12 protein-coding genes and 1 pseudogene are annotated in these 13,787 nt (G+C 62.8%); 7 read left to right on the top strand and 6 right to left on the bottom strand.

Annotated elements, in window-relative coordinates:
• Positions 1-279 precede the first annotated feature (279 nt).
• The 3 genes from tam to OS035_RS00500 all read right to left on the bottom strand — a co-directional run bounded on the left by tam (position 280) and on the right by OS035_RS00500 (position 3,378).
• Positions 280-1,050 carry a trans-aconitate 2-methyltransferase gene (gene tam / locus OS035_RS00510; RefSeq protein WP_097627594.1) on the bottom strand — a complete coding sequence of 257 codons (771 nt, stop codon included), beginning with the start codon at positions 1,048-1,050 and terminating at the stop codon, positions 280-282.
• Positions 1,051-1,160: 110 nt separating this feature from the next.
• Positions 1,161-2,435, bottom strand: coding sequence for a hemolysin family protein (locus OS035_RS00505; RefSeq protein WP_097627596.1), 1,275 nt, complete (start codon positions 2,433-2,435; stop codon positions 1,161-1,163).
• A 463-nt stretch (positions 2,436-2,898) separates the two neighbouring features.
• Complete coding sequence (locus OS035_RS00500) at positions 2,899-3,378, bottom strand: cupin domain-containing protein (RefSeq protein ID WP_097627598.1); 480 nt, start codon at positions 3,376-3,378, stop codon at positions 2,899-2,901.
• A 192-nt stretch (positions 3,379-3,570) separates the two neighbouring features.
• On the opposite strand from OS035_RS00500, the pseudogene OS035_RS00495 reads away from it, so the two are divergent.
• Positions 3,571-3,738: pseudogene (locus OS035_RS00495) on the top strand (sugar phosphate isomerase/epimerase family protein); the annotation flags it as partial.
• Positions 3,739-3,761: 23 nt separating this feature from the next.
• Here the strand turns inward: OS035_RS00495 and OS035_RS00490 are convergent.
• The gene (locus tag OS035_RS00490; protein WP_097627600.1) at positions 3,762-4,805 is read right to left on the bottom strand and encodes a zinc-dependent alcohol dehydrogenase family protein; all 1,044 of its coding nucleotides are present in this window, start codon (positions 4,803-4,805) and stop codon (positions 3,762-3,764) included.
• Positions 4,806-5,054: 249 nt separating this feature from the next.
• Between OS035_RS00490 and OS035_RS00485 the strand changes: the two genes are divergently transcribed.
• The gene (locus OS035_RS00485; RefSeq protein WP_331813217.1) at positions 5,055-5,942 is read left to right on the top strand and encodes a branched-chain amino acid aminotransferase; all 888 of its coding nucleotides are present in this window, start codon (positions 5,055-5,057) and stop codon (positions 5,940-5,942) included.
• Positions 5,943-6,225: 283 nt separating this feature from the next.
• On the opposite strand, the gene OS035_RS00480 is transcribed toward OS035_RS00485, so the two are convergent.
• Entirely contained in the window at positions 6,226-7,128 is a 903-nt protein-coding gene (locus OS035_RS00480; RefSeq protein ID WP_097627604.1) for a LysR family transcriptional regulator, read from the bottom strand.
• A gap of 135 nt (positions 7,129-7,263) precedes the next feature.
• Between OS035_RS00480 and OS035_RS00475 the strand changes: the two genes are divergently transcribed.
• The 4 genes from OS035_RS00475 (at position 7,264) to nadE (ending at position 12,337) form a co-directional block, all read left to right on the top strand.
• Positions 7,264-8,454 (top strand): HlyD family secretion protein, encoded by a 1,191-nt coding sequence (locus OS035_RS00475; protein ID WP_183777463.1) that lies wholly within the window; start codon positions 7,264-7,266, stop codon positions 8,452-8,454.
• 76 nt (positions 8,455-8,530) lie between these two features.
• Positions 8,531-10,141, top strand: coding sequence for an MDR family MFS transporter (locus OS035_RS00470; protein WP_183777464.1), 1,611 nt, complete (start codon positions 8,531-8,533; stop codon positions 10,139-10,141).
• A gap of 20 nt (positions 10,142-10,161) precedes the next feature.
• Positions 10,162-11,367: an adenylate/guanylate cyclase domain-containing protein gene (locus OS035_RS00465; protein ID WP_097627610.1), complete on the top strand. Its 1,206-nt coding sequence runs from the start codon at positions 10,162-10,164 to the stop codon at positions 11,365-11,367.
• Positions 11,368-11,503: 136 nt separating this feature from the next.
• The gene (gene nadE / locus OS035_RS00460; protein WP_097627612.1) at positions 11,504-12,337 is read left to right on the top strand and encodes an ammonia-dependent NAD(+) synthetase; all 834 of its coding nucleotides are present in this window, start codon (positions 11,504-11,506) and stop codon (positions 12,335-12,337) included.
• An 11-nt stretch (positions 12,338-12,348) separates the two neighbouring features.
• On the opposite strand, the gene OS035_RS00455 is transcribed toward nadE, so the two are convergent.
• A complete protein-coding gene (locus tag OS035_RS00455) occupies positions 12,349-13,032 on the bottom strand; it encodes a glutathione S-transferase N-terminal domain-containing protein (protein WP_097627614.1) in 684 nt (227 codons plus the stop codon).
• A 114-nt stretch (positions 13,033-13,146) separates the two neighbouring features.
• Here OS035_RS00455 and OS035_RS00450 point away from each other — a divergent pair, with 114 nt between their 5' ends.
• Positions 13,147-13,758 carry a TetR/AcrR family transcriptional regulator gene (locus tag OS035_RS00450; protein WP_097627616.1) on the top strand — a complete coding sequence of 204 codons (612 nt, stop codon included), beginning with the start codon at positions 13,147-13,149 and terminating at the stop codon, positions 13,756-13,758.
• Positions 13,759-13,787 lie beyond the last annotated feature (29 nt).

Raw genomic sequence — 13,787 nt, 5'->3', positions numbered from 1 at the left:
AACACGCATTTGACATTATCTGGGGCGTGCTGGGGACGCAGCTCCTCAGTCCGGCTGCCCAAGACCCCTTCCCAACCCCTCCCCACAAGGGGGAGGGACTAAGCTGTGGTATCGGGCAGTGACCAAAAGGAGGGGGCTTGCAGGCTGTTACCGTTCGACGGATGGTTACGATTGAGGATTAAGTGAACCCATGCGGCATCTTAGCCCCTCCCCCTCGTGGGGAGGGGTTGGGGAGGGATTTGGCTTCGTCCTAACTGGAAAGCACTGATCAGCAGCCGACTACCCCTTCACCGCCACCATAAAAATCCGCGGAAACCGCAGCAGCACCCGCCCATCCGACATCTTCGGATAAGCCCTTGCCACCCGGCCGAGATAATCCGCCAGAAAGGCCTCGCGATACTGCTCGCCGGCCTGGGCGAGATAGGGCATCAGCCCGGTTCCCTTCACCCATTCGACGATATCTGCCGCATCCGCCATTGGGTGATTGTAGATGGTGTGCCAGATATCGACGCGGGAGGCCTTGGCGATCAGCCTGGAGTAATAGGCTGATGGCGCCGGCAGCCCCTTGCGTCGCACGCTCTTTCCCTCGAAGGCGGCCTTCCAGGGCCCCGCATGCGCGCTCTCCTCCATCAACAGGTGGGTGGGTTCGCCGAGATTGTCGGGCATCTGCACCGCCAGCACGCCGCCGGGGGAAAGCCCGTCCATCAGCCGGTCGAAAATATCGAGATGATCGGGCAGCCATTGGAAGACGGCATTGGCAAACAGTAGGTCGGCGGTTTCAGTCGGCTGCCAGCTGCCGAGATCGGCTTCGACGAAGGCGGTGCCGGGAAGCCGCTTGCGGGCGGCCTCCAGCATGTTGAGATCGCTGTCGAGGCCTGAAACGCCTTCCGCCCCATAACGCTCGATGATGAGCTCGGTCGAATTGCCCGGCCCGCAACCGAGGTCGACGGCGCGGCGGATGCTCTGGAGCGGCACCTGCGCCAGAAGGTCGCGCGCCGGTCGCGTGCGTTCGTCCTCGAATTTCACATATTGGCTGGCAGACCATGCCATCGCGTTTACTCCTGATATCAGGCCACACTTTCCATGCGGCGGATGCGGATTTTGTCGATGCTGCGGCCGTCGGACCCGATGATCTCAAGCGAAGCAGGCCCCGCCGAGCTTCACTCCGCAGACACAAGTATCTTGTCGACGCGCCTGCCGTCGAGATCGATGACTTCGAAGCGCCATCCACCTCTGGTGAAGCTCTCACCCAACTCGGGCAGATGTTTCAGCTCTTCCAGCACCAGGCCGGCCACAGTCTGATATTCGAGATCGTCATCGAGCTTGAGATTCAGGAACTCGGCGAATTCGTCGATCGGCGTCCAACCGGACACCAGGTAGGAACCGTCGTCGCGGCGAGCGATGGCTTGCTCGTCCACAGGTCCCTCCTGCAGAGCCCCCATGATCGCTTCCAGAATGTCGCCTGACGAAACAATCCCCTCGAAATGGCCGTACTCGTCAAAAACCAGCACCATGTGGACTGGCGATTTCCGGATCGCTTCGATCACATGGATGGCGGTTGAAAGGTCGGAAACCACCGGCACGTCCTGCGTCAAGGCCTTGATATCGGCACTGCCGTATTGCGACACCGAGTCGTAAAAATCCTTGACCGGAAGGATGCCGATCACCTCGTCCGAACTGCCCTTCCGAACCGGCAGCCGGGACCGTTTCGTCCGATGCAGCTGAGCTCGAATTTCATCAAGGCTGTCGTCGATATCGATAATTTCGACGTCGCGCCGGGGCGTCATCAGCGCTCGGGCGGTGCGGTCCGCCAGCCGCATGACGCCGGATATCATCGCCGACTCTTCGCTTTCGATCACGCCGGCCGACTGCGCCTCGGCCAAAACGGTTTTGATCTCCTCGTCGGAGACGTTGTCGCCGCCTTTTCCTGTTTGGCCCAGGAGCTTCAGTACAAGATTTCCGGAGGCGTTCAGCAGCCACACGAGCGGCAGCGCGATCTTTGAAAGCAACGCCATGGCGGGCGCCATTCTCGCCGCAACGGCTTCGGGCTCCCGCAATGCGATCTGCTTTGGAACAAGTTCGCCGACGATCAAGGAGAGATAGGTGATGGCGACGACGACTGAACCGACGCCGATTGCGTCGGAGGCCGTTGACGACATCCCCTGCGCCTGCAGCCATCCTGCTAAGCGGCCCCCGAGCGTCGCCCCTGAGAAGGCGCCCGAGAGAACACCGACCAGCGTGATGCCGATCTGAACCGTGGAAAGAAATCGGCCGGGGTTTTCGGCAAGTTTGATGGCTTGCGCCGCACCCTTGCTGCCATTGTCGGAGAGAACCTTGAGGCGGGCCGTTCGAGAAGACACAACGGCCAACTCCGACATGGCGAGTACACCATTGAGGATGGTGAGAAACGCCACAATTCCAATTTCCAGAAACACAGGGAGCCTATTCGTTGAGGTTTTATGCCGCATCCCTAGCGATGCGGCGAGGCGTTCGAAGAGACGCTATATCAGCATCGCCCTTCGTCTTTCCATTGTCGTGTTAACATCGAGGCGGCCCGTCATTCGCAATCATCCGGAAGATACCAGCGCTCTGCGGGATCAACCGAGGCGAGGCGGAGGCCATCGCGTCTACAGCGGTCGCCACCTTCCTCGGTCGGGAAATCCCGGCTGGAACGGGCGGAGCTTGTACTGGATGGGTCGCTGTCGGGCATGTCGCAATTTTGGCGGTGAAATGCTATCGGCGCAAGAGGCGCCGGGCAAAATCATCTCACCGCAGCGATGTGACAGTTTCGAAAAGGACGGCGGAGCCGTGTTCCCGGCTGGGCTTTCCGGAGAATTTTTCGCATTTCTGCATGATGCCAAAACAGCTCGAACGTTCCAACATCATGCGTTCGCGCCGTCAAGCCGCCAGAATCGTAATCCCGTAAGCATTGGCGGCTGCCGTCATGCGGGCGATGGTCTCTGCCGAAGGGCTGGCCTTCGGAGGCTCTGTTACGCCTTCCGCTTCGATGAATTCGGCCATGTCACGATCGACGACGGCGGAAAAGATTGCCGGGGCGGTTCCGCGATTGGAATAGCCGTGCACCATGAAGGGGGGAATGGCGACGATGTCGCCGGCGCCGGCCTCGATTTCTTCGGGGCCGTTGTCCGTCAGCCGCCAGATCGTCAGGCATCCCTCAAGGACGCGGAACACCTCTGGGCTCGCATGCGCATGTCTCGGCGTCCGGCTGCCTGATGGTACGGTGACGTCGAAGAGATTGAGCCAGTTTCCGCGGATGCGAAGCCGCCGCTCGATCCGCTCGCCGAGGACGAAGTAGCGCTTCGCCTCATCCCCGGTCTCTTCAGCGGCGTGCACGTTCACAAATGAGTTGGACATCATGTCTCTTTCTTTTTCTTGCGGGCTTTTGTTGCTGGCCCTTTCTTGCGGGCGCAGCCGTTAGCCCTTTGCGCCGGCTTTGGCAACCATCACAATATATGCGCCAGGAAACCGACGGCCCCGATATCGGTGCGGCGGGGCGTTTTCGCAAGACCTGCCGGGCTGCGGCAAATGGGCCGGATCGGTGCGGGTTTCTATCCCGATCGCCACTGGAACCTCGGCGACGGCTCGATCCACTGGCACGCCGTCTTCGCTACCCTTGCCAAGCTCGAAGGCAATCCGCGCCTGATCATCGAGATCAAGGATAAGTCGAAGATCCGGGCTTCGGCTGCCTATCTCGCTTCGATTGGGGTGGCCGAATAGGGGCAGTTGGCCATCCGCCTGCCTCATGAAAACCGCGTGATCACGCTGATCCCCGTCGCCTCCGCCTTGTCGAGCGCCATCAGCGCCGGCACGGCTTCCTCGAGGCTGATGCGGCGGCCGATCAGCTTCTGCGGGGCGATCTTGCCGGCCGCCAGCATCGACAGCATGGCGTCGTAGCGCCAGGCCTGCATGCCGTGGCTGCCGTAGATCTCTAGTTCGTGGCCGATCACCTGCGCCATCGGGATTTGCGGCGTGGCATATTCGCCAAGCATCAGCCCCACCTGCACATGCCGCCCGCGCCGGCGCAGATTCTTGATCGAATTGAAGCAGGTGGCGGGATGGCCGAGCGCGTCGATCGAGACATGCGCGCCGCCCTTGGTGATCTCGCGCACCGCCTCCGCCACGTCGGCGACGCCGGAGGCGTTGACGGTCGCTACCGCTCCGCATTCTCTGGCGAAGGCAAGCTTCTCCTCGGATATGTCGATGCCGATCGCATTGGCGCCGAGTGCCGTGGCGATCATGATCGCCGACAGGCCGACGCCGCCGCAGCCATGCACGGCGATCCATTCGCCGGGGCGGGTGCGCGCCTGGTCGGCGACGGCGCGGAACGAGGTGGCGAAGCGGCAGCCGAGGCTTGCCGCCGTCGCATCGTCGATCGTATCGGGCAGATGCACCAGATTGGTGTCGGCATAATCGATCGCCACATATTCGGCGAAAGATCCCCAATGGGTGAAGCCCGGCTGGAACTGGTTCGGGCAGACCTGCTGGTTGCCGGAATGGCACTCGGCGCAATGGCCGCAGCCGGAAACGAAGGGCACGGTCACCCGGTCGCCGACCTTGAAACGCATCACGCCGCGGCCGGTGGCGACCACCCGCCCGGCAAGCTCGTGTCCCGGCACATGCGGCAGGCGGATATCGGGGTCGTGTCCCATCCAGCCGTGCCAGTCGCTGCGGCAGAGCCCGCTGGCGCCAACCGATATGACGACGCCGTCTTCGGAAGGCGTGGGATCGGGCAGGGTGCGGATCTCGGGCGCCTCTTCGAAGGCTTCATAATACATGGCTTTCATCGGCGTCTTCCCTTGCGGCTATCTCGCGATTTCTCCCCATGATCGCATGCAGCAGGCCGCCATTCCAACATCCAGTTCCATCATTTTTGCTGATGCACCCATCGCTTCGCCGCGGGCACCGCGCACGAATATTGCGGCCCGGCGCCATCCTCCGGCATTTTCTTGCTTCCGCATTTGCCGCCCGGATTTGTCCTTGACCCGGTTCACCGCAGGGGTTTTTGCTGTCCCGACTTCAGAGGGGAGGGCAATATGGCCGTCGATACATCACCGCGTTCAACCACCTGGACTCATGTCGACGGGGGGTGGCTTTCCGGCAATCCGCCGCTGATCGGGCCGACCTCGCATGCCATGTGGCTCGGCTCCACGGTTTTCGACGGTGCCCGCTGGTTCGACGGCATCGCGCCGGATCTTGACCTGCATTGCCAGCGCATCAACCGCTCCGCGCTCGCCATGGGGCTGAAGCCAGTGAAATCGGCTGATGAAATCGCCGCACTCGCCTGGGAGGGCGTCGGGAAATTCGACGGCGCCACGCCGATCTACATCAAGCCGATGTATTGGGGCGAACATGGTTCGCCCGGCAGCATCGTCTCCGTCGATGCGGAATCGACCCGCTTCGCGCTCTGCCTGTTCGAGGCGCCGATGGGCGGCCATGGCGGCACCAGCCTCACCGTCTCGCCCTACCGGCGCCCATCGCCGGAGACGGCGATGACCGAGGCGAAGACCGGCTCGCTTTATCCGAACAGCGGCCGCATGATCGCCGAAGCCCGCAGCCGCGGCTTCGACAATGCGCTGGTGCGCGATCTCAACGGCAATGTCGTCGAGACCGCTTCTTCGAACGTCTTCCTGGTGCGCGACGGCGTGGTGATGACGCCGGCCGCCAACCGCACCTTCCTTGCCGGCATCACCCGCGCCCGCGTCATGGACCTCTTGCGCAAGGCCGGCTTCGACGTCTTGGAAACAACGCTGTCCGTCGAGGATTTCCTCGCCGCCGACGAAATCTTCACCACCGGCAACTACTCCAAAGTCGTCGGCGTCATCCGCCTCGACGACCGCAACCTCCAGGAAGGCCCGGTCACCCGCAAGGCGCTCGACCTCTACATGGACTGGGCCCATGGAAGAAGCGAGAGCGAGGAGTGAGCAGCGGTTCGGCGCAGCCGAAGCAATCGATCCAGTGAATCGATTGCAATGACGAACGCCCGAAGCGCAAGTGAAGGGCAGGGTTGTTCGGAGACGCAGAGCAAGGCCCGCCCCTCATCCGGCTGCCGCCACCTTCTCCCCGTGAACGGGGCGAAGGGGGTATGCCGTGAACCTCTCCGTCCCTCCCCAACGTCTCGCGGGGCACGTCCCCTCTCCCCGTCAGAACGGGGAGAGGGCTAGGGTGAGGGGCAGCCTCTCGCGCTGAGGTCTGCCGCCTCACGCCTCACGTCATCCACTTCCGATGCTCCGCAAATCTCTCCGCCAGGAGGTCGATGAACAGCCTTACCTTGGTCGCCAGATGGCTGCGGTTGGGATAGACGGCGTTGATGCTGAATTCGACCGGGCGGTAGTCCGGCATGATCTTCACCAGCCGTCCTTCGGCGATGTCGTCGAAGACCACGAAGCTCGGCGCCAGGAAGATGCCTTTTCCGTTCAGCGTCAGGAAACGCAGCATCTCGGCGCTGTTGGAGACGGCGTTACCGCCGACCTTGACGCTTTCCTGCCGGCCTTCGCCATCCTCGAAGCGCCATTCCTCGCCATAGGGGTAATAGGCATATTGCAGGCAATTGTGATCGGCAACCTCGGCCGGTTTTTGCGGCATCGGATGGCTTTCGAAATAGTCCGGCGAGCAGACGAGCACATGGCGCCAGGGCGTCAGCTTGCGCGCGACGAGCGATGAATCCGGCGGCGGCACGGTGCGGATCACCAGATCATAGCCGTCCTCGATCATGTCGACCATCCGCTCGCCGATGCTGAAATCGAGCGCGATCGACGGATAGAGTTCCATATATTCGCTGACGACGGGCAGCAGGAAACGCACGATGGCGCTGCTGGTATAGACCTTCAGCGTGCCGCGCGGCGTGGTGCTGAGTGCGCCCGCCGTCCGGTCGGCCTCGTCGAGTTCTGCAAGGATCTGCGAGGAGCGTTCATAGTAATATTTGCCGGTTTCCGTCAGGCTGACCTTGCGCGTCGTGCGGTTGAGGAGCCTGACGCCGAGCCGATCCTCCAGCGATTGCACGTGATTGCCGACCATGGTGACCGACATGTTGAGCCGGCGCGCGGCGGCGGAAAAACCGCCGCATTCCACCACGCGGCCAAAGACTGTGAGGCTTGTCAGCCGATCCATATCGCCCTCGGATTATCCGCTGAGAGTTGATGATCCTTCCCGATTTAAGCAGATTATCACAATGAACGGCAGGGTGCATTGTCCCTTCGATCGAACAGGGCCTCTCAACGGGGCCGGCATTGAAGGAGAAACATGATGGTTGAGTTGCCCCGCAAGGACGTTTTCGACACTGCCCGGCAGGCCGATGCCACGCCTGCGGCCGAAGCGCCTGTCGGCGAAGCCGCTGCTAAGGAGACGCCGAAGAAAACCGGCCGCAGGACCGTCAAGCGCGCGGTCATCGCCGCAGCATTGCTTGCTGGCGTCGGTTTTGCCGGCGATTTCGGTTACCGCTACTGGACGGTCGGCCGCTTCATCGAATCCACCGACGATGCCTATGTGAAAGCCGATTACACCACCGTCGCCCCGAAGGTCGCCGGCTATATCAGGCAGGTGCTGGTCAATGACAACGACCCGGTCAAGTCAGGCCAGGTTCTCGCCCGCATCGACGACCGCGACTTCCAGGCGGCATTGTCGCAGGCGAAGGCAGCCGTGAAGGCAGCCGAAGCCGCCGTCGCCAATATCGACGCCCAGATCGCTTTGCAGCAGTCGGTCATCGGCCAGGCCAAGGCGACGATCGATGCATCGCAGGCGTCGCTGGATTTTGCCGTTTCCGATGCCGCCCGCTCGGCCCGGCTGATCACCAGCGGTGCCGGCACGCAATCGCGCGCCGAACAGAGCCAGTCGGCCCGCGACCAGGCGGCCGCCGCCGTCGAGCGCGACCGGGCAGCCCTCGTCGCGGCCGAGAACAAGGTGCCGGTCCTTGAAACGCAGCGTCAGCAGGCAATTGCCGAGCGCGATCGGGCGGCTGCTGCCGCCCAACAGGCCGAACTCAACCTGTCCTACACTGATATCGTCGCCGCCGTCGACGGCACGGTCGGCGCCCGTTCGATCCGCGTCGGCCAATATGTCACCTCGGGCACGCAGCTGATGGCCGTCGTGCCGCTGCATGCCGTCTATGTCGTCGCCAATTTCAAGGAGACGCAGCTGACCCATGTCCGCCCCGGCCAGCCGGTCGAAATCAAGATCGACAGCTTTCCCGACATGGCGATCAAAGGCCATGTCGACAGCGTTTCGCCGGCGAGCGGCCTCGAATTCTCGCTGCTGCCGCCTGACAACGCCACCGGCAATTTCACCAAGATCGTCCAGCGCATCCCGGTCAAGATCGTCATCGACGACGAGGCGCTGAGCGGTCTGTTGCGCTCGGGCATGTCGGTCGAGCCCGAAATCGATACCAAGGCTGCAGAGACCTCGGTCGCCGAGGAGGGACTATCCCGCCACGCCGGATAATCCTTCCGCCGTTTCCCAAATTCGCCCGAACCCCGTCATGAGAAGGTTTTCCGTGAGAACCGGAAAGAGATCAGCCATGGCCACTCTTCAGATCGCCGCAAACAGCAATTCGCTCACGCGCCCCGCCGCTAGGGAGCCCGCCACCATCAGCCCGGTCCGCATGTGGATGGCCGTCGTCGGCTCTACGCTCGGCGCCTTCATGGCGGTCTTGAACATCCAGATCGTCAATGCTTCGCTTGCCGATATCCAGGGCGCCATCGGCGCCGGCACGGATGACGGCGGCTGGATCTCGACCTCCTATCTGATCGCCGAGATCGTCGTCATTCCCTTGAGCGGCTGGCTGACACGGGTCTTCTCGCTGCGCAATTACCTGCTTGTCAACGCCATCCTCTTCCTGATCTTTTCCGTCGCCTGCGCCTTTGCGGCCAATCTGCAGCAGATGATCGTCCTGCGCGCCATTCAGGGCTTTTCCGGCGGCGTGCTGATCCCGATGGCCTTCACCATAATCATCACGCTGCTGCCCAAGGCGAGGCAGCCGATCGGCCTGGCACTCTTTGCCCTTTCGGCCACCTTCGCACCGGCCATCGGCCCGACCATCGGCGGTTATCTGACCGAGAACTGGGGCTGGGAATATATCTTCTACGTCAACCTGGTGCCCGGCGCGCTGATGATCGGCCTGCTCTTTGCCTCGCTCGACCGGGCGCCGATGAACCTGAAGCTGCTCGCCAAGGGCGATTGGCCTGGCATCGTCACCATGGCGATCGGCCTGGCAGCTCTGCAGACGGTGCTGGAAGAGGGCAACAAGGAGGACTGGTTCGGCTCCGATTTCATCCTGCGCCTGACTGTTATCGCCGCCGTCTCGTTGACGCTGTTCATCATCATCGAGCTGAAGACGGCCCATCCGCTTCTGAACCTGCGTCTGCTGGTGCGCCGCAACTTCGGCTTCGGCATCGTCGCCAACTTCCTGCTCGGCATCGCGCTTTATGGTTCGGTTTTCGTGCTGCCGATCTATCTCACCCGTATCCAGGGTTATAACTCCGAGCAGATCGGCATGGTGCTCGCATGGACTGGCATCCCGCAGCTGCTGCTGATCCCGCTGGTGCCGCGGCTGATGAAGCGTTTCGACATCCGGTTGCTGATCGTCGTCGGCTTTGCCCTTTTTGCCGCCTCGAACTTCATGAACGTGCACATGACCGGCGATTATGCCACCGACCAGCTGTTCTGGCCGAACATCGTGCGCGCCATCGGCCAGGCGCTTGTCTTCACCCCGCTTTCGGCCATCGCCACATCAGGCATCGAGCCGGAGAATGCCGGTTCGGCGTCCTCGCTCTTCAACATGATGCGCAATCTCGGCGGCGCGGTCGGCATCGCCTCGCTGCAGACCTTCCTGTCGAAGCGCGAACAGTTCCACTCGAACATCCTGACCAACTCGGTCTCCGTCTTCGAGGAAGCCACGCGCGATCGCATTGCGAGGCTCACCGGCTACTTCATGAGCCACGGCGTCAGCGATCAGGCGCTGGCCAGCCACAAGGCCGTTGTCGCCATCGCGCTCAAAATACGCAAGCAGGCCAATATCATGGCCTTCAGCGACACCTTCTTCCTGCTCGGCGTCGCCCTTGTCGTCGCCCTGCTGGCAAGCCTGCTTCTCAGCAAACCCGGTCAACTCTCCGGCGGTGGCGCTCACTAGAGTTTGATGGAGAGAACACCATGACATCAACGATCCATGCCCCCGATACCAGCCGGTTTCTGCCAAGGGCGGCCGGCAGTGCCGTCAGCGCCGGCGCGCTGCTCTCGATCATCGAATGGCTCTCCGGCGACGAATGCCACGCCCTCGACGAGGCGGGCCTCGTCTCCGGCCTCGGCCGCAGGCTTCAGGCGCTTGGCCTGCCCGTCGACCGGGTGACCCTGCATCTGATGACGCTGCATCCCGAGTTCATCGGCCGCACCATCGCCTGGGCGCCGGGCGAGCCGGTCGAGATCCACGACCGCGAACACGGCGCCCGGGTTGCGATTGCCAATACGCCGCTGCGCAAGGTCATGGACACCCGCGAACCGCTGGTGGTCGGTGCCGGCGAAAGCATGCATGGCCGCTGGCAGCATATCGATGTCTTTGCTGATCGCGGCCTGATGCAGCTCGTCATCGCCCCGCTCTGCAATGGCGACGGCCCGGTCAGCGCCGCCGTCTTTGGCACCAGGCGGCCGGGCGGCTTCACCGCCTCCGAGCAGCAGCTGATCGAACGCATCCTGCCGGCGCTGCGCAATACCAGCGAGCTGCGCGTTCTTCGCCAGGTCGAGCTCAGCCTGCTCGACACCTATATCGGCCCGCTGACGGCAAGCCGGATATTGGCGGGCCGCATCCGCCGCGGCGAGATCGAATCCATGCAGGCGGCCCTGCTGCTTTGCGATCTGCGCGGCTTTACCGAGCTGTCGAACCGGTTGCCCGGCAGCACCGTGCTCGGCCTGCTCAATGCCTATTTCGACAGGATCGTGCCGGCGATCACCCGCGAAGGCGGCGAACTGCTGAAATTCATGGGTGACGCCGTGCTTGCCTTCTTCCCGGGCTATGATGCCGCCCATTCCTGCGGTGCGGCTCTTGCCGCAGCCCGCGCCATGCTCGATGAGATCGACCATTTCCAATATGAAGGCATCGGCGTGAAGGCCGGTATCGCCCTCCACTACGGCGAAGTCAGCTACGGCAATGTCGGCTCCGGCCGCCGCCTCGACTTCACCCTGATCGGCGGCGACGTCAATCTGGTCAGCCGCATCCAGACCGCCTGCAGCGAACTGGGAGAGGCCTTGCTGATGTCGGCGCCGTTTCGCAGGGAGGCCGGGGCAGGGGATGCCGTCTCCGTCGGAGCGCATGGGCTGAAGGGGTTTGCCGAGCCGGCGGAGCTCTTTACGATCGTACGGTAGGCCGCCCAATCCAGTGATCCGAAATCCGACGCTCACTTGCATAAAATGCATGGCAGGTCTGCCCGAAACGGCTTCGTCTTTCCTCATCTTTTCGCCATAGTGGCGCCGGAATTCCGTAAGCGGGGAGGAAGAGCTTATGACTGTGCTGTTCGACGAACAAGGCGAGATCATCCGCGAATTGGGTGTCGCCGCCGAGATCGACCCTGAGCGGGAGATCGCGCGGCGAACCAATTTCCTCAAGGATTATCTGGTCGCTTCGGGTATGCGCGGCTACGTCCTCGGCATCAGCGGCGGCGTCGATTCGCTGACGGCGGCGCTGTTGGCTCAGAAGGCCGTGCGCGAGCTGCGTGACGGCGGCCATGCGGCCGAATTCATCGCCGTTCGCCTTCCCTACGGCGTCCAGGCCGATGAGGCCGACGCGAGCCGAGCGCTGGAAACCATCGGCGCCGACCGCTCGATGGTGGTCAATATCAAGGCCGCGGCGGATGCGATGCTGGCCGCCGCTCAGGACGGCGGCCTTGCCTTCGCCGATGCCGGCCGGCAGGATTTCATCCTCGGCAACATCAAGGCCCGCCAGCGGATGATCGCTCAATTCGCTTTGGCCGGCGCGGTTGGCGGCCTCGTCATCGGCACCGATCATGCGGCCGAAGCAGTCATGGGCTTCTTCACCAAATTCGGTGATGGCGCCGCCGATATTCTGCCGCTCGCCGGTCTCAACAAGCGCCGCGTCCGCTTGCTGGCAAAGCGGCTCGGTGCCCCGGACGAACTGGTCTTCAAGGTGCCGACCGCCGATCTCGAGGATCAGCGGCCGCTGCGCCCCGACGAGGAGGCCTATGGCGTCTCCTATGACGAGATCGACGATTTTCTCGAAGGCAAGCCGGTCGGCGAGATCGCCCGCCGCCGCATCCTTGCCGCCTATCGCTCCACCGCCCACAAGCGCGCTTTGCCGGTGGCCGTCAACGCCCTCTGACAGGCCTGATCTTACGGCCGCACCGGCGAGCCGGTCCGGCCTGATGAGGCGAGATAGGCCTGCGGCGCGAAATAGATGCCGTCCGCGTCGAAGGCCTCGAGCTCTTCGGCCTGCAGCGCTTCACGCACTTTCGTGCGTGCCGCCACGCGGGCCATGAACCCGTGCAAGCCCGGCCATTGCTGGAGATCGATGCCGGTCCAAGGCGACCAGTTCAGGCAGACGAAGAGGTAGGCATCCGCCACCGTGAAGGCCTCGCCGGTGAGATAGGGACCGGCAAGGCGGCCGTCCAGCCAGGCAAGCCGCTTCGATATCAGCGCCCGGATTTGCTCGTGCACGCTCGCATAAAGCGGGTTGAACAACAGCACCATCGGCTTGTGCAGCTCGGCAGTGATGAAATTCAGATAGGATTGCACCTCATTGCGCTTGAGGTCGCCGACCGCCGGCAGCATGGCCGATCCTTGCGGCACACTGTCGGCGAGGAACTGCACGATCGCCGGCCCTTCGGTCAACACCTTGCCATCGTCGAGCATTAATGCCGGCACGTAACCGTTGCCGTTGATGGCGAGATAATCCTTGCCGTCGCTTGTTCTGTGGGTCTGCCGGTCGACCTGGACGAGTTCGATGTCGAGCCCCAGCTCCCGGCAGACGATATGCGGCGAAAGCGAGCATGCCGCGGCGTGCATATAGAGTTTCATGACTGGCTTCCTTCTGATGAGGCGGGCGATGCCGCCCGTTAATGGCGTTGAACTTCTGTACTGTTTCGCATAAAATAACCTTCGTCAAGAATTTAATGCGAAACGGTACAGAATATGAAAGACGAGAAGAAACGCGGCCGCCCCAGAGCCTTCGACGCCAAGGCGGCACTCGGCAAGGCGCGCGACGTTTTCTGGGACAGGGGCTTTGCGGCTGCCTCGCTCGACAATCTGAGTGCTGCGACCAACCTCAACCGCCCGAGCCTTTACGGTGCCTTCGGCGATAAGGAGAATCTTTATCTCGATACGCTGGAAGGCTATCGGCAGGACGGCATGGATGCGCTGTCTGAGGCGCTCGACCCGTCACTTCAGCTGCGCGACAATCTCGCCCGCGTCTATGAGAGCGCGCTTTCGATCTATTTGCATGGTGAAACTGCCGCCCGCGGCTGTTTCCTGATCGGCACGGCAACGGCCGAGGCGATCCAGCATGAGCGCGTCCGCGAGGTGCTCGGCCGCAGCCTCAGCGATTTCGACGGCGAGATCGAAAAGCGCATGCGCCTTGCCGTCGAAAGCGGCGAGCTTCCCGAGGGCGCCGATCCGCAGGCGATGGCGAGGCTCGCCTCCGCCGTCATGCATTCGCTTGCCGTGCGGTCTCGCGCCGGCGACAGCCGCGAGACGCTGGAAGCGATTGCCCGCTCCGGAGTCGAGCTGATCTGCGGACGGCGCTAAGCTGGAGCATGATGCCGAAAAGTGTAAGC

It is taken from the genome of Rhizobium sp. 268, from assembly GCF_036571585.1.
Classification (GTDB): domain Bacteria; phylum Pseudomonadota; class Alphaproteobacteria; order Rhizobiales; family Rhizobiaceae; genus Rhizobium; species Rhizobium redzepovicii.
The sequence above is the reverse complement of the archived record's forward strand: the minus strand, read 5'-3'. Positions and strand labels throughout refer to the sequence as shown.

Excerpts from the sequence above, each read along its gene's own strand:
- tam (WP_097627594.1), bottom strand. The coding sequence starts at position 1,050 with ATGGCATGGTCTGCCAGCCAATATGTGAAATTCGAGGACGAACGCACG.
- OS035_RS00500 (WP_097627598.1), bottom strand. The coding sequence starts at position 3,378 with ATGATGTCCAACTCATTTGTGAACGTGCACGCCGCTGAAGAGACCGGG.
- OS035_RS00490 (WP_097627600.1), bottom strand. The coding sequence starts at position 4,805 with ATGAAAGCCATGTATTATGAAGCCTTCGAAGAGGCGCCCGAGATCCGC.
- OS035_RS00485 (WP_331813217.1), top strand. The coding sequence starts at position 5,055 with ATGGCCGTCGATACATCACCGCGTTCAACCACCTGGACTCATGTCGAC.
- OS035_RS00480 (WP_097627604.1), bottom strand. The coding sequence starts at position 7,128 with ATGGATCGGCTGACAAGCCTCACAGTCTTTGGCCGCGTGGTGGAATGC.
- OS035_RS00475 (WP_183777463.1), top strand. The coding sequence starts at position 7,264 with ATGGTTGAGTTGCCCCGCAAGGACGTTTTCGACACTGCCCGGCAGGCC.
- OS035_RS00470 (WP_183777464.1), top strand. The coding sequence starts at position 8,531 with ATGGCCACTCTTCAGATCGCCGCAAACAGCAATTCGCTCACGCGCCCC.
- OS035_RS00465 (WP_097627610.1), top strand. The coding sequence starts at position 10,162 with ATGACATCAACGATCCATGCCCCCGATACCAGCCGGTTTCTGCCAAGG.
- nadE (WP_097627612.1), top strand. The coding sequence starts at position 11,504 with ATGACTGTGCTGTTCGACGAACAAGGCGAGATCATCCGCGAATTGGGT.
- OS035_RS00455 (WP_097627614.1), bottom strand. The coding sequence starts at position 13,032 with ATGAAACTCTATATGCACGCCGCGGCATGCTCGCTTTCGCCGCATATC.
- OS035_RS00450 (WP_097627616.1), top strand. The coding sequence starts at position 13,147 with ATGAAAGACGAGAAGAAACGCGGCCGCCCCAGAGCCTTCGACGCCAAG.